13 protein-coding genes are annotated in these 20029 nt (G+C 59.4%); 10 read left to right on the top strand and 3 right to left on the bottom strand.

Annotation, left to right across the window (positions count from 1 at the left end; translation table 11 throughout):
• Positions 1-69 precede the first annotated feature (69 nt).
• The 3 genes from J3U87_RS03435 to J3U87_RS03425 form a co-directional block, all read right to left on the bottom strand.
• On the bottom strand, positions 70-1941 hold the full coding sequence (locus J3U87_RS03435; RefSeq protein WP_237381631.1) for a bifunctional homocysteine S-methyltransferase/methylenetetrahydrofolate reductase: 1872 nt from the start codon (positions 1939-1941) through the stop codon (positions 70-72).
• A 384-nt stretch (positions 1942-2325) separates the two neighbouring features.
• Entirely contained in the window at positions 2326-2943 is a 618-nt protein-coding gene (locus tag J3U87_RS03430) for a hypothetical protein (protein ID WP_237381630.1), read from the bottom strand.
• A gap of 66 nt (positions 2944-3009) precedes the next feature.
• Positions 3010-3930, bottom strand: a complete 921-nt coding sequence (locus J3U87_RS03425; protein ID WP_237381629.1) for an NTP transferase domain-containing protein — start codon at positions 3928-3930, stop codon at positions 3010-3012.
• Between the two features lie 631 nt (positions 3931-4561).
• On the opposite strand from J3U87_RS03425, the gene J3U87_RS03420 reads away from it, so the two are divergent.
• From J3U87_RS03420 to J3U87_RS03375, 10 genes are all read left to right on the top strand, one after another.
• Entirely contained in the window at positions 4562-6409 is a 1848-nt protein-coding gene (locus J3U87_RS03420) for a protein kinase family protein (RefSeq protein ID WP_237381628.1), read from the top strand.
• Positions 6410-7798: 1389 nt separating this feature from the next.
• Entirely contained in the window at positions 7799-8962 is a 1164-nt protein-coding gene (locus tag J3U87_RS03415; protein ID WP_237381627.1) for an NAD(P)/FAD-dependent oxidoreductase, read from the top strand.
• A 204-nt stretch (positions 8963-9166) separates the two neighbouring features.
• On the top strand, positions 9167-9745 hold the full coding sequence (orn, locus tag J3U87_RS03410; RefSeq protein WP_237381626.1) for an oligoribonuclease: 579 nt from the start codon (positions 9167-9169) through the stop codon (positions 9743-9745).
• A 303-nt stretch (positions 9746-10048) separates the two neighbouring features.
• A complete protein-coding gene (locus J3U87_RS03405) occupies positions 10049-12640 on the top strand; it encodes a 1-acyl-sn-glycerol-3-phosphate acyltransferase (protein ID WP_237381625.1) in 2592 nt (863 codons plus the stop codon).
• Positions 12637-13647 carry a zinc-dependent alcohol dehydrogenase family protein gene (locus tag J3U87_RS03400; RefSeq protein ID WP_237381624.1) on the top strand — a complete coding sequence of 337 codons (1011 nt, stop codon included), beginning with the start codon at positions 12637-12639 and terminating at the stop codon, positions 13645-13647. The genes J3U87_RS03405 and J3U87_RS03400 overlap by 4 nt, the downstream gene beginning before the upstream one ends.
• A gap of 118 nt (positions 13648-13765) precedes the next feature.
• A complete protein-coding gene (locus tag J3U87_RS03395; RefSeq protein ID WP_237381623.1) occupies positions 13766-14461 on the top strand; it encodes an SDR family oxidoreductase in 696 nt (231 codons plus the stop codon).
• A gap of 376 nt (positions 14462-14837) precedes the next feature.
• Positions 14838-15752: an NAD(P)-dependent oxidoreductase gene (locus tag J3U87_RS03390; protein ID WP_237381622.1), complete on the top strand. Its 915-nt coding sequence runs from the start codon at positions 14838-14840 to the stop codon at positions 15750-15752.
• Between the two features lie 222 nt (positions 15753-15974).
• Positions 15975-17450 carry a CoA-acylating methylmalonate-semialdehyde dehydrogenase gene (gene mmsA / locus J3U87_RS03385; RefSeq protein ID WP_237381621.1) on the top strand — a complete coding sequence of 492 codons (1476 nt, stop codon included), beginning with the start codon at positions 15975-15977 and terminating at the stop codon, positions 17448-17450.
• 13 nt (positions 17451-17463) lie between these two features.
• Positions 17464-18717: a GTP cyclohydrolase II gene (locus tag J3U87_RS03380; protein ID WP_237381620.1), complete on the top strand. Its 1254-nt coding sequence runs from the start codon at positions 17464-17466 to the stop codon at positions 18715-18717.
• Complete coding sequence (locus J3U87_RS03375; protein ID WP_237381619.1) at positions 18710-19951, top strand: URC4/urg3 family protein; 1242 nt, start codon at positions 18710-18712, stop codon at positions 19949-19951. The genes J3U87_RS03380 and J3U87_RS03375 overlap by 8 nt, the downstream gene beginning before the upstream one ends.
• The last annotated feature ends 78 nt before the right edge of the window (positions 19952-20029 follow it).

The raw sequence follows: 20029 nt of genomic DNA, 5'->3' as shown, positions 1-20029 counted from the left end.
GGTTCATGAATCATCGACGGGGCGACCCTCGGTGCGAGGCACCGCGATCCAAGGGCGCCCCAGCGGGCGTCAGGCTCTCCCCTCCACTTTCAGGAGATCGCGGATGCGGTCGACCACGCGAAGGGCGAACCGCACGTTGCCCAACGGCGCACTGATCTGGGCGCCCGCGATGTAGGGCAACATCTGGCGCACGTTCTCGATGGCGATGTCCAGCCCGAATTCCTTGGCCTGTTCGCTGGACTCCGCCCGACTCATGCGCTCCAGGATGGCCGGGGGAATGCTGATACCGGGGACCTCGTTGTTCATGAACTCGGCGTTCTTGAACGAGACCAGCGGCCAAACTCCGGCGACGATGGGGATGTCGAAATCGGCGACGCGCTCGTAGAAGCGCATGAACTGATCCACGTCGAACACGGGCTGGGTGATGGCGAAGTCGGCGCCGGCTTCCACCTTCCAGCGAAACCGACTGATCTCCTCCTCCACGTTGAGGGCCGTGGGATTGAGGGCCACCCCGATCGCGTAGGCGGTGGGCTTGGACAACTGGTTGTTGCCGATGTCCAGGCCTTGATTGAGGCGGTGGATGATGTTGGTCAAACCGATCGAATCCACGTCGAACACGGCGGTGGCATCGGGATAGTCGCCCAACTTGGGGGGGTCGCCGGTCACCGCCAGAATGTTTTTCAGCCCGGCGGCGAAGTCGCCCAGCAGGTCCGACTGAATACCCAGGATGTTGCGGTCCCGGCAGCAATAGTGAAGGATGGTTTCGATACCGATCCGGTCCTCCACCAGAATGGCCATGATCTGGGGCGACATGCGGCTCGAGGCGCGGGGACCGTCGGGGATGTTGACCGCATCCACGTCGTGCTCTTTCAGCAGGCGGATCTTCTTGAGCGTTTTGGTGGGATCGCATCCTTTGGGCGGCACCACCTCGACCGAAAACACGAATTCCTTGCGGGCCAACTTGCCGCCGAATTGGGATCGCTCCGCCAAGGGCAGGACGGGAAGCGGGTCATCGTCCACCTGAACGGAGGGCACCTGGTCGTGTTTCTTCTTGAGGTTGGACGATTGGCTCTGCCCGATGGCTTTGGCCATGGCCCGGATGTGCTCGGGCGTGGTCCCGCAGCACCCGCCGATGATTTTGATCCCGATCTTCATGAAGCGCTTGGCATAGGTGGCCATGTACTCGGGCGTGCAGAGGTAGATGTTGCGTCCGTCGACGCTTTTCGGGTTGCCGGCGTTGGGCATGGCGCAGATCGGTTTCCCCGAATACTTGACCATCTGCTCCAGCGCGTCGTAGATGATGCGCGGACCGACGGAGCAGTTCAAACCGATCGCATCGACTTCCATCTTCTCCAGTTCCGGCACGAGGAAAACGGGCTCGGTTCCGTAGAGGGTCTGGCCGTGATCGTTGACCGTGAGCATCCCCACGATCGGTTTGTCGCTCACCTCGCGAATGCCGGCCACCGCTTCGGCCAGCTCCGCCATGCGCGAAAAGGTTTCGAGCAGGAACAGATCGACCCCTTCTCGATGGAGGACCTCCGCCTGCTCGCGGTAAATGCGCCGTGTTTCGGCAAAGGAGGTGGGTCCGTACGGCTCGATCTTGACGCCGAGGGGGCCGATCGAACCCGCCACGTACTTGTTGCTGCCGGCGGCTTCGCGGGCGATCTGAACGCCGGCGGCGTTGATGCGTTCCAATTCGTTTTCGACACCGAAGACCTTGAGACGGACGCGGTTGGCGCCAAAGGTGTTGGTCTCGATGACATCCGCCCCGGCGGCTATGTAATCTTCGTGAACCTGTTTCACCCACTCCGGATGGGACAGGTTGACGTAGTCGAATGACTGATTGATGAAAACGCCCTTGTCGTAGAGCTCGGTGGCAATTCCGCCATCCAACAAAATCGGTTTTTCCTCACCTAACAGGTCTCGGAAACTCTTGTTCATGTACGCCTCGGCAACACGTGCACGCGAATGCATCGAAACGCGGAACCACCGCGAACCGGATCGCAGGCACGGGGAATATTGGGCGGGGGTCATTGGTGCGTCGTCGAAGCGGCTCGGCAACCAACCGCTCGAATACCGTGGCGGGGAACGATACCCGAGGTCGCCCTCGTCACCTGGAGACGGCGGAGGACATGGTGGATGGCCACCTCAACCTGGGTATCATAACAGAACCGCCCAAGCCGCCACCCAAATTTCCGAGGTGGTCCGGAGCGGGTTCGCGAGCCGCCGCCCGAGCCTCTTCTCCGGCGGATTCGGGCTCGTCCCCAAATAGAAAAGGCACCCGACTGGGGTGCCCGTATGCAAACGATCTGGTGGTAATCCGGATTACAGAAACTGTTTCTTCAGCCAATCACCGAATTCGGGTTGGAACACCACGTAGCCAACCCCTTCGATCTTGCCGATGCCCATTTCGGTTTTGGGATCGTCCATCTTGTTGACCATGTTCTTCATGGCTGGATACTTGAGCGGCCACCCTTGGGGCACCAATTCCATCACGCCGCGCAAGGAGAAAATACCTTGGGGCTGCTGGAGGAAAGTGTTGAAGTCCCAATGTTTGGGGACTTTGACGACTTGAAGCGCTTCACTGTCTCGAAACCAAACGTTGAAGGTGGGCATGAACGCCCAGATACGGCTGCCGAACTGTTTCAAGCCCATGACCAAAACAGGATCGCTGCCGTTTTTGACCAGCTTATCCCGAAGTGCGAGTATTTTGCGGTATTTCCCGGTGTTCTCGGCATCGAGTTTCTTCATGACATCGGGAAGAGGAAACCAGCCTTTTTGTTCCAACAACTCACGTGCGGACCACTTTTTGTCCACCTTGTGAAACAAAAGGCTATCAGGGTTGGGCCATTTGATCGCTCCAGGTTCTGACATCCTTTTTCCTCCACGAAACGAAACCAGGGAATGGAATTTTATTTTGGCAGAGGAAAGACGTGCTGTCAACAGAGCCTCAAACCAAGATGTGGGCCGTTTTTGAAGATATCCTCATATTATAGCGCCCCAAAAGGCTCATTCGGGAGATTTTTCCATGCCGCGCATAAGCTGGCGCCACTCCTCAAACCTTTGACAGACAGCGAGATAGTCGGCGTCGTTGTCCACGTCGACGGCGGCTCCACCAAAATGAGTCACCACAATTTTGAAGCGCGTGCCCAAAATCCGGGAAATGTATTTTTCAGCACGTTCCAGGCGCACTGGCCAGGCCAGGAGACCGGACAAGCCCTTGTATCCGGCGGCGTCCAGACTTCGCACGAGCTGGGCCCACAGGTAGAAGAACGGTGCCGTGGGCGTGCGCGCCAACAACAACAGCAGCCCGGCCAGCATGCGAACCATGTTGGTCAGGCGTTTTTGATAGCGCAATGCGTAAGTCTTGCGAATGTACTGGCCGCGTTTGACGGCCGCCGGGCGCACCATGTGCAGATTGCTGATGCGATAGACGCCCGAGGCGAGACGAAAGGTGGCCATGCGAATGCCGCGTTTTTCACCCACGGGATGGAATTGGGCGAGAGCCCGACCCGTCGTCACGCCACCCACGTAATCGTAGCGCGTCATGTCGCAGAGCCCGATGAACTCGCGGATTTCGGCGCGGGTGATCATGGGGATGTCGGAGGGCAGGACCAGCACCACGCGGTCGGGATCTTCGTCCGGTGCCGAAGCGGCGACCACGCCGAGAATATTGGCCACCAGGTCGGCCTGCTGTTCGTAAAAAATCACCGGCTTCGGAAAATCTTGGCCATAGCGCGCGGCGAACAGGTCCTGCAGGCGCTCGCTGGGACCGACCAACAACAGGCGATCGATGTCCTCGACCTGGGCCAGCTCGTCGAGCATGATCTCGAGGATCGTGGCGGCACCGATGCGCAAAAAAGCCTTGTTGTCTTCCTGAGCCACGCTGCGGTAGCTCTCGCGATTACCGGCTAGAACGATACAATCCATTCGAAATCGTCTCAATCGTCTAAAGAATCACGCCTCGGGCAGCGGTCGCGAGGGAGCCCATCACGCCGCCCCGACCTGACCGACAGGACCGTTTCCACCCGCATGCGCGGCCGACCGCCCTCTCCACGATGCCTGCCGTGCCCGTAAGTTCAGTTTATTATAGATGTAGCGAGACACCGCCCGAGGTTTCGACAGGTCGCATCCCGAGCGCGCCTCGATCGGGAGCGGAGCGAGGTGCATCGAAAACCGGAAGAACGGCTCCGAGGCGGCAAAGCGACCTATCATGACATCAATGAACCGACTTGTCCAGCGACGCAGCACGGCATGGGCGGAAAGAAGCGCAGCGAGGCCTCAGAAGAATGCGCAGTTTTTCGAGAGGGAGCGAGATGTCGCTTTTTCACCAGCACTCAAATTACTGATCGATAAGTTTTCGACAACTTGGTGAGCCCTCAGTCTTTTTTCAAAAAATTTGCGCCCTAGGCTTTACACGGCGCCAATATTTACCTAAAATTCAAAAGGTGGGAAAATACAGCCCCACCCCGAAGAAGCTTTAGAACCTCACCCCTATTTGATACGGCCCTTAGAGATCGAAGCTCACCATCACGAGAAACCCTTGAGGAGCACGAGCGCCATGACTCAGCCGGCTCATGACAATCATTATGTCCTTGAAAAGAAGCTGGGCGGCACAGGCGAAAGCGAAGTCTTTTTCGCCAAAAGGTTGGACGGCCAAAAAGTTGTCGTCAAACTACTTGCCAACGAGGGCCATTTTTTCGACGAGCTCGCACGTCATTTCGCGTTCGACAGTATCGAGGCCGTATGCGAGCTTTACGAGAACGTTCCACCCCATGCCATTCAAATGGGAAGTTTCGAGCTTTCGGAAGCGTTGCTCGCCTCCATGCCGGAAGATTTTCGCTCCCAATTCGGCAACAGCCTCTCGGCGAAGGGCGCCCTCATTTTGGAACACGTCCAGGGCCGTCCCCTGATCGACGTGCTGGCCGAAGCTCCGGACCGCCACAAGTTGAACTATCTTTCCGATCTGGGCCAGGCCATCGCGGCCATTCACGAATGTGACGAATACCACGGCGATCTGACTTACAAGAATGTGTTGCTGGATGCGGGTACCGGCGGGGTCCGCATCATCGACCTGGGTTTTTACCCCAGCAAGAAAGACTGGCCCCTGGAAGAACTGAGCCCCGAGCACAACCCCTATTGGTCCCACCGCGTGGACAAGGGCAGCGACGTCTACATGTTCGCTCGCAATTTCCTCGGCACCATCGATCGTCCCTCTTCCCAAATCCTGGGACTGTATCGCGCCTGCCTGAGCCCCGACCCGCGCAACCGGCCCACCATGGCCGAGGTATGCCAGAAGTTGTCCGCTCCCGGGGTGGACGCGGCGCCCGCCCGCGAATCCAAAGGATTCCGTTCGCGGATTCGCCCGCTCAAATGGGCCGGTGTGGCCTACATGGTCATGGCCTCCACCGTCGGTATCTCGTTGGTCACCGAACATCCGCTGTTCGACGGGACCGAGGCCGCCGTGGAACTGGCGCCCGAAAATCCCAAGCGCGCCATTCGCCGCCTGAACCAAATGCGTGAGGAACTGCGCCAATTTCACGAATCGCCGGTCATCAAGCAAAACCTGGCCGACGCCTTGGCCCGTGACACGGCATCCATCAAGCGCAACCTTCCCAATTTCCACGTAAAAACCTTCTCACCCAACGACCTCTCGACCCCGATCGCCGTCTACGCCTTTCAGGACAATGCCGTCCTGGTGGGCCACGACAACCTGTTTTCCATCGGTGATTGGGTCGAGCACAACGGTCAAGTGGGTTACATCTCCAAGATCACCCCCATGGAAATGACCATCCGCCTAGAGGGTGAGAAGACGCCGATTTATTTTTCACCACCTTCATTCTTCGTCCCGAATTCGTTCCATGAACATGGTGTCGTCATTTGGGACAACGACAACAACCTCAAAAGGGTGATCGAAACCCTTCCATCCATCCACAAGGCCTTGTACCAAATTCCTGCTTCGGATCGTGATAGTGTGCTTACCCCATTATGGCACCGTACTTCAACTTCCCTGGATGTCTCTATTGAGGCAGGCCAAATCGCAGGGCCTTTTCCGGTCCCCGACATGAAGACCTATTCGGATTACCTGGATGATTTTCTTGTCGCGAGCAAAGAGGGGATAACTCTCAAACTATCCATTCCGGCTGAGCAGATTCCGGTCCATTTCCGCATACCATTTTTTCAAACCGCGGGAAGGTCTTTGGGCGATTTCGCAAGTGATTTGTCATATTACCTGGGCATCGATGTGGAGCTTGCCCCTAACCTCAGGGATCACCTACTGCCGGAGCGTGAACTATTTCACAAAACGTGGCAGGAAGTGTGTCAAGAACTGGGAATCGTCTGGGAGAAAATGGAGAACGATTCTCAGGTCGGTATTTTAATTGTAGGAGTTAATCCTCATTCCAAATAGACAATGCTTCCTCCTCAAATAGCAACTTGCCAACTAAGTACTTTCTTTGTGGAAGTTACTAAAAGAGGGAGATTGAAACATGAAAAAGGTTGTTTTTGTATTGTTCCTACTGCTTTACGGTACAACATTGCTGTCCGAGGGCGGAGGTCCCACTACCGAAAGCCTTAAGGAATTCGTCATGCCGGCTAACGAGTGTCGGTGGATCGGCGGCGATTGCTTCTAGCATCATTCCACAACCGTATTTATTAACTTTTTACTCGAGCCAAAGAAACTATTTTTCACAATAAACTTTAAAAAGATCGGCGGTGGTTCTTTGTGGAGATCACCGCCGTTTCCATTTTTGGGAGGCGGGACCATTGCGAGGTGGTCGTTCTACCCGACTGGCGCTGACTGCGTTTTTTACCACTGAGTCGCCGCCCAGGCCGGGGGCCGGATTGCCGGTGGTCCGGCACACCGGCCACCGGGTTTCAAGTGGGTAACTAATCGAAGCGAATCGTATGGGAGTTCCCGCATTTGTGAGAGGGGCATCGTTGCAGTAAGTTGGCCCGCCGGGCCGACATTTTTCGAAGAACTCCCCGCACATCCGCCTTTTTAGGTTTTTATCTTTATCTTCGAGCTTTACAGAGTTTGTTACATAAGAGCCACGCACCAGCGGGCATACCCGCTCGATTTCGAGAAAGAAACAGCACACCTGGTTTCTGGCGAAGGGCCATGGGTCGTTCATCCGAAAAATTAAGCAGGAACCCATGAACATCGGAAAGCAGGAAAGGACCGGAATTGGTACACATCATGGTCCTGTTTTTCCTGGTTTCGTTCATTCCTGGCTTCCTGATCAAGATTTGACGACGGCAAGACCCAGCTCAGGTTGAATGCACCACTTTGTTTCAAGAGAGGTCACAGAAGCAACGGAGAGGAAGAGATCCGGCCGTAAGCTTTTTTAAACTTGCAGCTTAAACAATCCTGAAAGCTCACGTCACACCCTTTACCCGTGAACCATGACACGACCGTAAATACTGAGCCAGCCGTGATCCCGAGATTTCCCCCGATGAACGATCCCCGCCCCAACCGCTTCAATGCGAAGATATGGCACCGAGTCTCTCGCCGACGTGCTCAGACGGAGAGAAACCGGACCCGCATCAAAGACGATAGGGAAAAAGGGACACCAGAAAAGGCACCTCCGAATTCCACAAAATCCACTGGCGTCGTGGGCCCGAACAGGCGATACAATAGGGATTCTCGCCTGACGTGGTCGGCGCTCCCCTTGGAACACAACCTCTGGGCACGATTTCCGAACTCGATATTTTGGGGAGCGAGACGCGACATTGCCTTTTTGCGCGTCACCACCAGGTCGATGCCAGGCGATAGTATGCTTTAGGAAGGATGCGAAATATGTCCATTTGGAATGCACCGCCCACTCATGTCGACGTCGTCATCGTCGGCGGCGGCTTGGTAGGCAGCTCCCTCGCCTACCATTTGGCCGATCGCGGTATCGAATGCTGCCTCATGGAACGAGATGTTCTGGCTTGTGGGGCGTCCGGTCGCAACGACGGACAGATCATTTTGGAAACGGCCGATTACTACACGAACATGAAGGAAGTGTACGGCAGCCCCGAGGCGTTCAAGATCCTCACCTTCAAAAGGGAGGGCCAAAAGGGAACCGACGCCCTGTTGCACGAAATGGGCGATCACCCGGGACTGGCCTACCACCAGGCCGGCAGCCTGACGCTGGCCTTCAACGATGCCGAGGCCAAGCTCATCGAGAAGGCGAGCCGCGAAATGGAACGCGACGGATTCGCGGTCCAGTTGTTGGATTGCGATCAAATCGAATCGCGGATCCAGACGCGGCGATTCGCCATGGGCAAGCTCGATCGCTACGACGCCACGGTCAATCCGGCGGAAATGACGCGCGTCATCGCCGCGGAAGCCCGACGCAAGGGAGCGCTCGTTTTCGAAGGGTGCCCCGTGACGGAAGTCGGCTCGGGGCAGGTCACCCATAAGTGGGGCAAGACCGAGTGCGAGGTGGTCATTCTCGCCACCAACGCCTACACGGCGCAATTGATGCCCGAATTCGAGAATCTGGTCTACCCGATCCGCGGCCAGGTCCTCGCCTCGACACCGAGCGACGTCCGCATCAAGCCCTACGGCTGCATCACCAACTTCGGCTACGACTACTGGCATTGGACCCCGGAAGGACGCATCATCCTCGGTGGCCGGCGCTTCGTGGACGAACACGGCGAGACGGGATACGAGGACCTCATCAACGAGGACGTGCAAAAGGCGCTCGAAGGGTTGTTCGGCGAAATGTATCCGCAACTGGGTGAACTCGAGGTGGACCACCGCTGGAGCGGGACCATGGGCTTTTCCAAGGACGGCAAGCCGTTGGTGGGGCCCATCGGCGGAGATCCGACACTCTTGTGCGCGGTAGGCTTCACCGGATATGGGTTGGGCATGTGCTGGTCCGCAGGGCAAGCCTTGGCGGAAGTGCTCAACGACGAGAAATCGCCTCTGACCGACATCCTGCCGATTTTTTCGCCGGGCCGATTCTCCAATTGAGATCGAAATTCAGATAACGCGGCAAGCGGAGATTCCGATCGACGGCCAATCCTCTCAACCGTCGATTCTCACCGCACTAGCCATGGTTCCCCGGGTTCGGGTTGGGTATAATACGCCCAATCCGTGCCATTGGGAACAGGCCCGCGGCAGGCCAAACGGGAGGCTCTCGTCAAGGCTGTGGAAATTCAAGAACGGAACGGTTGCATGAGCAAAAACGAATTGAGTGTCAAACCCAAAAAGCCAATGACCAAAATGTTTTGGGTTGATCTCGAAATGACCGGCCTGGATCCCGAACGAGACGCGATTATCGAATTCGCCGCCATCATCACAGATCTGGCGTTCAAACCCATCGCCCGTTACCACTCGGTGGTGTTCCAACCGCCGGCCCTGTTGGCGCAGATGGATGAATGGAACCGCACGACCCATTCGGCGAGCGGATTGCTGGGTCGCATTCCCCAGGGCAAGCAATTGGGCCAGGTAGAGGACGAGATTCTCACCTTGATTCACGAACAATTCGGAGAAGAGTCGCCGATTCTCGCGGGCAACTCCATCCACCAGGACCGCAAATTCATCGATCGCCACATGAAGGCGTTGGCCGGCGTGCTTCACTACCGAATGATCGACGTGAGTTCGTTCAAGGAAATCTTCCGCTCCGTCTACCAGAAAAATTTCCAAAAGGACAACACCCACCGCGCCACGGACGACATCGAAGCGTCGATCGCCGAGCTGGAATTTTATCTGGGATTCGTCCAATTGGAGCCTCAGGTCCCTTCCAAATCCTGAACAGGCGAACCGGGGTTTCCGGCAAATGGCCACGTGCTCGGTGTCCACGATCCGAGCCCCAGACCCCGGTCCGAGGACCCCACCGTTCGATCGCGATCGCGGGCCGCTCGCGCCCCGAGAACAGGCCCGTTACCCGTGGGAAAGACGCCGCGACGGATGGACGCGCCGATAAAAAAACCCGTGCCGCCGACCTTTCCATTTCGTGGATCACGTCTTTTGGAAAAGCAGGTTCATCAGCCAATGTTCCCGTTGTATGATGAGACCAATCACACAGACAAATCGGACGTTACGGCTCAGGTGACCATGACACAAAAGACACAAGATCACGCTAGCTATTGGCTTTTTCTCTCCGTATTCTTGGGCACGATCGGCGGTCTCTTCACCATTTACACCTTGTTCGCGGGCAGCATGCCGGTGGAGAACGAAGGCGACTCCAACCACCTTTCGAATCTCGTCTTTGTCTCCGCATGCCTTACGGCTCTACTTCTCCCGATTCTCGGCATGATGACGGACAACCCCACCGCCTCGCGCCGCTGGAGCCTGCTGAGCGGCGGCCTCCTGATGGTCGGGATCGGCATCGCCTACCTGGGTCGGCACCTGTTCCCCCAGGCGATCGTGACGGCGTTCGCGATGGTCGCCTTCCTCATCACCAATTGGTTTCACAAAGGACTGATCACCGCGTTCCCGATCGAAAAGAAACAGGATCTGCCAGGCAAGAGCTTGGCCGTGAGCGCCCTGGTCTACCTGGTCTTTTTCGTGCCGCTCCTCATGCAACAACCCTCCGAGGCTACCGGATCCCTAATGTTCCTGGGTGGCTTCCTGTTGGCGGGCACCAGTCTGGTCCTGTTCGGCGTGGGCGCCCCACCCAAGGTCATCGAGCCGGGTTCCACCACCGGAATCCCCGTGTCGGCGGCACTCTCCGGCTGGCTCCAACTGCCGCTCACCGATTTGCGCGCCACCCTGCTCAACACCCTGTTGTTCTCCATCTGTACGGTCGTCCTGTTGCTGTGCACCTTACCGCCCACCTTCGACGAAGGCTTTTGGATCCAACAACCCTTCTGGATTTTGTTGCTGATCATCGCACTCATTTGGGGCGGCATCTCGGCCTACAAGCTCAACCAACATTTCGGCAGCAAACGCAATTTGTCGTTGTGCTGCATGATCCTGTTGGTGCTCATGGCCGGCTGGGGCATCACCACGGGATCGGATCTTGAATTCACGGGCCTGGCACTCCTTTCGGTTCTCATTACGGGCAACATCTTCATCGTGCTGCAAGGCCAGATCGGGCGGTTCACGCCGATCGCCTACGCCGGCCAAAGCTTCGGCTACTTCTATTTTTGCGTGTTGGCCGGCGGGACCTTGGGCTTCGTGCTGTTTCGCCATACACCGGTGACGGCCTTGTGGCTGTTCGTGCTCGCCACCCTGGCGGGCCTGCTGATCCTTCAAAGCCTGAACCCGAAACGCGGCGTTCGCGTCGCGGCGGGCGAGGAAGCGGTCAAGGACGATCCCGACCAGGATTGGGAATGGGTGGATTTCGATTTGGAAGGGCGTGCCAGACATCACCTGTTCTCAAGAACCGCGCAAATGCTGGCCCGCGCCATGGCCGAAATCTTCTTCAACAAGGTTCGCATCACCGGCACCGAGAACCTGCGCCACAAAAAAGGCGCCATCATCGTGGCCAATCACCCCAACACCTTTCTCGACCCGCTCCTGATCACGGCGATCGCCCCGGGCCGGTTGCACTACTGGGCCAAGTCGACGCTTTGGAACATGCCGATCTTCGGCAGCATTCTCGATCGCCTGGGCGCCATACCGGTCTACCGTCGACAGGACTTCCCCGAAGGCAGCCCCCGCGACGCGAATCAAATGACCATGGACGTGGCGGCCCAAAAGCTGGGGGAATCGGCACACGTGCTCATCTTCCCGGAAGGCGTCAGCGAGGTGGGCCTGTCGTTGAAACCGCTCAAAACCGGCGCCGCGCGCCTGGGTTTTCAAGCCCTCGCGAATGACGAATGGAACGGCGACGTTCCCATCGTGCCGATCGGCTTGGACTACATGGAGCCCAGTCTGTTCCGCACGAACGTCACCATTCGCATCGGCGAACCGGTGTGGTTGCGCGACTACCGCGGCCAGTTCGAAGCGGGACCGCGAGAAACCGTGCGCGAGGTGACCGACGCGCTCTCCCACCGTATGAAGGACCTGATCCCCCATCTGGAACAACCGGAAATGGAGGGCCTGGTCAACAACATCCAAAAGTTGTACGGCGACAAGTTATTGCAAATCCTGGGAGAAAAGGATGAAACGGCCGCGCGCATGGCCATCAGCGAGGCGGTCAACCACTACCAGGAACTGGACCCCGACACGGTGCTGCTCTTCCACCGCCGCCTCGAAGCCTATTTCATCGAGAGCGAGCGGCTTTCGACGCCCGAGAACCACCCGCCGATTCCCGTCGGCGACATGTTGCGCATCCTCGGCAGCCTGTTCTCTTTCGCCAGCTACGGGCTGATCACCAACTGGATCCCCTACAAGCTGACCGGCCGCCTGATCGAATGGTTCATGCCTTCTCCGGTGTGGATCGCCACGGCCAAGCTGAGCACGGGCGCCCTGGTCTTCGCGGGCTACTACGCGCTCGTGGGCTTTCTGGTATTCCTACTGACGGGCCGTCCCCTGCCGGCCGCGATCCTCATCATCTCCATGGTGTTGTCGGCCATGATCGCCATGGGTGCGATGGATCGCTTCGGGTTCCGGTTCCGGCAGTTGCGAACGCTGTGGCAGGCCTTCTGGACCCAGGACACCAACGAAGAATTGGACCAGATGAAACTCAGCTTGATCCAAGACCTGGAACGATTCCGCGAGTCCTACGCTTTCTACCGTAGCAAGGAGCAAGAACCATGATCCAAGTAGCTGCATTCGATACCTTCGGCCTGGAGCATTTGCGCCTCCAGGACCGTCCCCAGGCCTCGCTTGGCCCGCAAGACGTGCGCGTCCGCATCCACGCGGCATCGCTGAACTACCGTGATCTGCTGATGATTCAAGGCCTATACAACCCACGCCTCGGCCTGCCCCTGATTCCCTGCAGCGACGGCGCCGGAGAAGTGCTGGAAGTGGGCTCGGAAGTCGAGGACCTGAACGTCGGCGATCGAGTCTGCTCGACGATGATTCCCGACTGGGAAGAAGGCGAGCCCGGCTCCATGCTTCTGAACACCACGCTCGGAGGCCCGGTCGACGGCATGCTGGCCCGAGAACGCGTCCTGCCGCGCCAGGCCTGGCTGAAACTGCCCGATTACCTGGACTACGACCAGGCCGCCACCCTGCCGGTCGCCGGGCTCACCGCCTGGACGGCATTGGTGACCGAAGGCGGCATCGAACGCGGCAGCCGCGTGCTCCTTCTGGGAACGGGCGGCGTGAGCATCATGGCGTTGCAGATCGCCAAGGCACTGGGCGCCGAAGTGATCATCACCTCCAGTTCGGACGAAAAACTGGCGCGCGCCAAAGAGATGGGCGCCGATCACACGATCAACTACCGCACCCACCCCAAATGGGAGAAAGAGGTGCTGGCCCTGGCTCCCGGCGGCGTCGACCTGGTCGTGGAAGTGGGCGGCGACGGCACCTTCGACCGCTCGGTCAAATCGGCTCGCGTCGGCGGCCGGATCGCCCTGATCGGCGTGCTCGCCGCCCAGAACACGCCCGTCAACCTGACCTCGGTCATCATGAAAAAAATTCGCGTCCAGGGCATCCTGGTGGGCAGCCGCGCCGATTTCAAGGCCTACCTCGCGTTTCTGGCCGAACATCGCCTGGAGCCCGTGATCGATCGCGTGTTCGAGGGCCTGGACCAGGCTTCCTCGGCATTTGAAGTCATGGCCGCGGGCCGCCACTTCGGCAAGATCGTGGTTCGCATCTAACCCTTCGAATCCCGGTCCGCTCCCCCGTGGGTCCGCCGGACATCGCCGACCACCGAATCGGTTCTATCCCAATTTCACCGCACATCTCCCTTCCGAGGTGTGCCGCAGGAGTCGTGACATGACGTTTCAAGGAAAAAAAGTAATGGTCACCGGCGGGACGGGCGCAATCGGTACTGCCGTCTCCAGCGCCTTCCTCGAGGCCGGCGCGGACGTTTACAGCAGCTACATCGTCGCCGAGGAGTTGGACCGGCTGCCGGCCGATCTCGAGAACAGCGATCGGTTTCACACGGACAAGGTGAACCTGCTGGACGAGACCGAAGTCCAGGCATGGTTCGAAAAAGTGGGCACGCCCTACGTGGTCGCCAACATCGCGGGCGGGTTCGACATGGCCGCGGTCAAAGACACGGAGCTGTCCGCTTGGCAGAAAATGATCGACATCAACCTGAGCACCTGTTTCCTCACCAGCCGCCAAGCCCTGCGCGCCATGGATGCCGTCGGCGAAGGGCGCATCGTCAACGTCGCCTCGTTCGCCGCGGTTCAGCGTATCGGCGGCATGGCGGCCTACACGACCGCCAAACGCGCGGTCATCGCCCTGACGGAGGCCATGGCCGAGGAAACCCTAGCTACCAAGATCACGGTGAACGCCATCCTCCCCACCATCATGGACACCCCGGCCAACCGCACCGGCATGCCCGACGCCGATTTCTCCACCTGGGTGCCCGGAGAAAACGTGGCCAAAACGATTCTCTTCCTGGCCGACCCCAGTTCCTGGCACATTACCGGCGCATCCCTTCCGCTCCGAGGACATAGCTAGCGCCCAACCAGAAAGCGAAAAACCGTATTCGCCAAGTTGGTTCGCCTGGATGGACACGGTATCGACTTTCAGGTGCCAGGTCTCAACAAGGCTTTTATCAACAGTAAATTAGCCAAAACCTGATCACCGGGTAGCCCGTCCAGTCCGCACTGGCTACTCGACCAGTCCGAGGAACTATTTCTCAAAAACCTGTTGCTGGACGGCCACGAACGAATCGTCGGCGATTCGTTCGTGGCCAACCGATCGCAATCCAGGCCGGCCTCCCCGGGAGCGCACCTTCAGGAGTCCCCACTCCCGGTCGGACCGCATGCGTCCGCACCGGCCCGTTCATCAACGCCAACCGATTGTGAAAATCGCCTGCCAAGGAAGTCCCCCCATGGAACAAATTCTCAAGGATCTGCCCCCCATCGCCTGGATCGGAACCGGTGTCATGGGACGCTCGATGTGCGAGCGGCTCATGGACCGAGGCGCCCGGGTCTTCGTGTTCAACCGAACCAAATCCAAATCGGCCCCCTTGCTCGAGAGAGGTGCCACCTGGTGCAATTCACCGGCCGAAGCGGCTGCCTCGGCCCACACGGTTTTCACCATCGTCGGGTATCCCGAGGATGTGGAGCAGGTCTATTTCGGCTCGGATGGTGTCCTGTCGGGGCTCGATCGGGATGCCGTCTGCGTGGATATGACGACCACCTCCCCTTCCCTTTCGGCACGCATCGCCGAGGCCGCGGCGGAACGCGGTGCCCACGCACTGGACGCGCCCGTTTCCGGCGGCGACGTCGGCGCGCGCGAGGGGCGACTCTCGATCATGGTTGGCGGCGACGAACAGGCATTGGCCCGAGTCACCCCGTACTTCGAGATCATGGGCCAAAATATCGTGTATCAAGGCCCGGCCGGCTCCGGCCAACACACCAAGATGTGCAACCAAATCGCGATCGCGGGAACCATGATCGGCGTCTGCGAGAGCCTGCTCTACGGCACGCGCGCGGGCCTGGACCTGGAGACCATGCTGCGGTCGATCTCCAAGGGCGCGGCGAGTTGCTGGACCCTGGACAATCTGGCACCGCGCATCCTGGCCCGCAATTTCGATCCCGGTTTCTTCGTGGACCACTTCATCAAGGACATGGGCATCGCCCTACAGGAAGCGGCCGCAATGAAAATATCGTTGCCCGGGCTGGCACTGGTTCACCAGCTCTACCTGGCGGTTCAGGCCCGCGGCGGCGGTCACCACGGAACCCAGGCCCTGAGTCTGGCCCTGGAATTCCTGGCCGGTCACGAAGAAACCGAAGCACTTTGATCGGCTCCGGATCCGTTCTCCACCCGCCGGTGAAGCACGCGGCGAGGACGGATTTTCTGCGCTTTCTCTACAACAGGCAAACAAAAGTAAATTCAACTCCTCAATTAAATTCAACAATTTTGTAACAAAAATTTGGCACTTTCTCCAGCCAGGGGTATAATAGGGTTTTTCTCAAATTTGACCCCCTCATTTTGACCAACAACCCTCATGGAGATAGTGCCTATGAATCGAGTTCGTATTCCCGATCACCAAATCACATGTTCCAACTTTATTGCCGGTAAATGGGTCCCCGCCCACGGTGATTTCATTGATATCTACAGCCCCTATTCGGGATCGGTGGTGGGACGAACACGAGAGAGTAACCTGGCTGACGTGAGCGAGGCCGTCGCGTCAGCCGGAAAGGCACAACCCCAATGGGCCGAACTTCCCATCAAAGAGCGAACGCGGATCATGTTTCGATTTCGCGAGCTGTTGTTGAGAGACCAGGACGAAATCGCCCAGCGGATCAGCCTGGAAAACGGCAAGACCCTGGCCGAGTCCCGCGCCGGGCTGATGAAAGGGATCGAAGTCCTGGAATTCGCCCTGAGCCTGCAGAACCTCGACGAGGGCGCCCGCATGGAAGTCTCGCGCGGCGTGTTTTGCGAATACCGCCGCGAGCCCTTGGGCGTCGTGGTGGGCATCACCCCGTTCAACTTCCCGGCGATGGTTCCCATGTGGATGATCCCCATCGCCTTGACCCTGGGCAACGCCTTTATCTGGAAACCCTCGGAAAAGACCCCGCTCACCTCGATTCTGATCGCCGAGATCCTGCGCGAGGCCGGCTTGCCGGACGGCGTCTTCACGGTGGTTCAAGGGGGTCGTCGCACGGTCGAGTACTTGCTGGATCACGAGGGCGTGGCCGCGGCCGGTTTCGTCGGTTCGACGGCGGCGGCCCGCCAGGTCTACCGCCGTGGTTGCGCGTCCGGCAAGCGCGTGTTGGCCCTCGGCGGCGCAAAAAATCACATCATTCTGCTACCCGACGCGGACCCCGACATGAGTGCCGTGGGCATCAGCGATTCGTTCACCGGCTGCGCGGGTCAACGGTGCATGGCGGCCAGCGTGTTGCTGGCGGTCGGCGACGTGGACCCGATCATCGAAAAGATCGTGGCGCGGGCATCGTCCCAAACGCTCGGCAACAGCATGGGCGCCATCATCACCGACGAACAGGTACAGTTCCTGAACGAATCGGTCGCGGAGGCGACGAGTGAGGGTGCGGACAGGGTACTGGGCGGAGACTTCAAACCGCCCGGCGACTATCCCGAGGGCTATTGGTTTCCGCCGACGATCCTGGATCGGGTGCAGCCCACCCACATGGCCGCACGGCGCGAATTGTTCGGACCCATCCTGAGCATCATTCGATGCGACTCGCTTTCGGAGGCGCTCGCGGTCGAGAACGGAAACCCGTACGGCAATGCGGCCTCCATTTTCACGTCGAACGGAGCCATGGCCGAGAAGGTCGCCCGCGCGGCGCGCGCCGCCATGGTGGGCATCAACATCGGCATTCCGGTACCGCGCGAACCCTTTTCCTTCGGCGGTATGAACGATTCGAAATTCGGCCACGGCGACATCACGGGCCCCAGCAGCCTGGATTTCTGGTCGAATCTGAAAAAGGTGACGACCAAATGGCAAATGCAAACCGACCACAACTGGATGAGCTAAGTCAGGAGGCGCCATGAACATGATCAAACGCAATACCCACGTGATCCTCACCTCGCACGTGGACCAGATTTTCAAGGCCGCGCCTCCGATTCGCTGGGGCGCCCGCGACCCTCGCGAACGCGGACCCGTCATCGCGACCTTCAACAACATGGAGAACCGCAACGCGATCGGTTCCCACAGCGGCGGCTACACGGTCTACCGAGCTCTGTCGATCGCCTCCGGCAACTATCCCCAAGATCACATTCCCGATCTCACCAATACCCTGCCCACCGATGAGCTGGGTCCCCACCAGTCCTGGTTCGATCCCGAAAAGATCATCTCCATCGATCCCTGGGGCGCGCACATCGCTCACGAGTACCGCGACCTGCTGGGTTCCGGCTACAACATTCAACCGACGATCGCCATCACCAAAGCCCACCTGCGCATCCCGGAAATCGACGATGCCATCGATGCCGGCCGGCTGGAAATCGACGGCAAGGTGATCACGTCCACCAAAGACGTGGTGGTGACCAAGGCCGCTCTGGAACCGGTCTGGTATCTGCCAGGCCTGGCCAAGAGGTTCGGTATCGAAGAGGGCATCCTGCGCAAGATCCTGTTCCAGGAGACGGGCGGCATGTTCCCCGAACTGGTGACCCGTCCCGATTTGAAGGTCCTCCTGCCGCCGATCGGCAGCACGACGGCCTACATCTTCGGCTCGCTCTCCAACCTGTCCAAGCCGGAAGTGGAACTCACCTGCCGGGTTCACGACGAATGTAACGGGTCCGACGTGTTCGGTTCGGATATCTGCACCTGCCGCCCCTACCTGATCCACGGCATCGAGGAAGCCGTGCGCTGCGCCCAACGAGGCGGATCGGGCCTGATCGTGTATTACCGCAAGGAAGGCCGGGCCCTGGGCGAAGTCACCAAGTTCCTGGTCTACAACGCGCGCAAACGTCAGGAAGGCGGCGACAGCGCGGCCACCTATTTCCATCGAACCGAATGTGTCGCCGGCGTTCAAGACGCGCGTTTTCAGGAACTGATGCCGGACGTCCTGCATTGGTTCGGCATTCGCAAGATCCACAACCTGATTTCGATGAGCGACATGAAGTATCGGGCGATCGTCAACAGCGGCATCGAAGTGGGACACCGCGTCTCCATCCCCGACGACCTGGTCCCCGACGATGCGCGGGTGGAGATCGAAGCGAAAAAAGCGGCGGGCTACTTCACCGCGGAAGGCAACGCCGGTCGCGACCTGGCCGAGGTCAAAGGAAGGAACCTGGATGGCTGAACCCGCTACCGCAAACCTGAAAGGCAGCGCCCGGGAGTTGGCCTGGTTGCGCACGCCCGGCGCCATTCGCGAGCGCACCCAACGGCTGATGGACCGCGCCCGCGGGGGCGAAGGCCATTTCGCGGTGGACGAAACGCGCCTGGACGAGGTCGCCGAATTCGTCACGCGGGTCACTCGCGAGAATTACCCGAACCTGGCGATTCCCTTCCACTCCCGTTGGGGTCACTTCAACGCCGGCGGACACGACCGGCTGGCCGATCTGAACACAAGTCTCGATGGGCAGGAACCACAGGAACGGGCCAGGGTGAAATTGGACCTGGTGATTGTCTCGGTGTTGTTGGATGCCGGCGCCGGTCCGAACTGGTCCTACCGAGATCCCGACACCGGCGGCACCATCGCGCGTTCCGAGGGCCTCGCCGTCGCCAGCTACCACATGTTCCGCGACGGCGCCTTCGGCACGGACGGGGAACGGTCGTTCACAAAGGCCGACGTTTTGCTCGACTTGGACCAAGCCCAACTGGAAGCGGGATTCCAAGTGGGTCCCGACAATCCCTTGGCGGGCTGTGCGGGACGGTTGGCGCTTCTGCGCGAGCTGGGTGCGGCCATGGCCGCCCAGCCTGAGCTGTTCGGAAACGGCCGACCGGGCAACCTGCTCGACGCCCTGATCCGCCGCCACGGTGACTCGTGCTCGGCCGAAGACGTGCTCGCCATCGTTCTGGAAGGGCTGGGTCCCATCTGGCCGGGCCGAATCAGCCTCAACGGCATCAACTTGGGCGACGTCTGGCATCACCCCGCACTTGGCGACGCCCAGTCGGCGACGGGATTGGTGCCGTTCCACAAGTTGTCCCAGTGGCTCACCTACTCCATGATCGAGCCGATCCGCGAGGCGGGCATCCAAGTGGACGGCGTGGAGAGGTTGACGGGCCTGGCCGAATACCGCAACGGCGGCCTCATGCTGGACGGTGGCCTGCTGGCCCTCCGCGATCCCGAGCTGGCGAACCTCAGCCATCCGCCGTCATCGGAATTGATCGTCGAATGGCGCGCCCTGACGGTCGTGCTGCTCGACGCCATCGCGGTGCGCGTCCGCGAGAACCTGGGCTTCGACGAGGAAACGTTCCCCCTGGCCAAGGCCCTGGAAGGCGGAACCTGGTGGGCCGGACGCCGCCTCGCCGCACAACGTCGCGCGGATGGCGGCCCGCCCCTGCGGCTCGCCAGTGACGGCACGGTGTTCTGATTCGAGCGCCTCGAGCCCATTTCCGGACCCCCTCCCTTTTCCGTTCGACCCTTTCATCCATCGGCCTCCGGCCCTTGT

Source organism: Sulfidibacter corallicola (assembly GCF_017498545.1).
Lineage (GTDB): Bacteria > Acidobacteriota > Holophagae > Acanthopleuribacterales > Acanthopleuribacteraceae > Sulfidibacter > Sulfidibacter corallicola.
This window is presented reverse-complemented; position numbering and strand designations above follow the sequence as displayed.

Excerpts from the sequence above, each read along its gene's own strand:
- J3U87_RS03400 (WP_237381624.1), top strand. The coding sequence starts at position 12,637 with ATGATCCAAGTAGCTGCATTCGATACCTTCGGCCTGGAGCATTTGCGC.
- J3U87_RS03435 (WP_237381631.1), bottom strand. The coding sequence starts at position 1,941 with ATGAACAAGAGTTTCCGAGACCTGTTAGGTGAGGAAAAACCGATTTTG.
- J3U87_RS03425 (WP_237381629.1), bottom strand. The coding sequence starts at position 3,930 with ATGGATTGTATCGTTCTAGCCGGTAATCGCGAGAGCTACCGCAGCGTG.
- J3U87_RS03390 (WP_237381622.1), top strand. The coding sequence starts at position 14,838 with ATGGAACAAATTCTCAAGGATCTGCCCCCCATCGCCTGGATCGGAACC.
- J3U87_RS03405 (WP_237381625.1), top strand. The coding sequence starts at position 10,049 with ATGACACAAAAGACACAAGATCACGCTAGCTATTGGCTTTTTCTCTCC.
- J3U87_RS03375 (WP_237381619.1), top strand. The coding sequence starts at position 18,710 with ATGGCTGAACCCGCTACCGCAAACCTGAAAGGCAGCGCCCGGGAGTTG.
- J3U87_RS03395 (WP_237381623.1), top strand. The coding sequence starts at position 13,766 with ATGACGTTTCAAGGAAAAAAAGTAATGGTCACCGGCGGGACGGGCGCA.
- J3U87_RS03420 (WP_237381628.1), top strand. The coding sequence starts at position 4,562 with ATGACTCAGCCGGCTCATGACAATCATTATGTCCTTGAAAAGAAGCTG.
- J3U87_RS03415 (WP_237381627.1), top strand. The coding sequence starts at position 7,799 with ATGTCCATTTGGAATGCACCGCCCACTCATGTCGACGTCGTCATCGTC.
- J3U87_RS03380 (WP_237381620.1), top strand. The coding sequence starts at position 17,464 with ATGAACATGATCAAACGCAATACCCACGTGATCCTCACCTCGCACGTG.
- mmsA (WP_237381621.1), top strand. The coding sequence starts at position 15,975 with ATGAATCGAGTTCGTATTCCCGATCACCAAATCACATGTTCCAACTTT.
- orn (WP_237381626.1), top strand. The coding sequence starts at position 9,167 with ATGAGCAAAAACGAATTGAGTGTCAAACCCAAAAAGCCAATGACCAAA.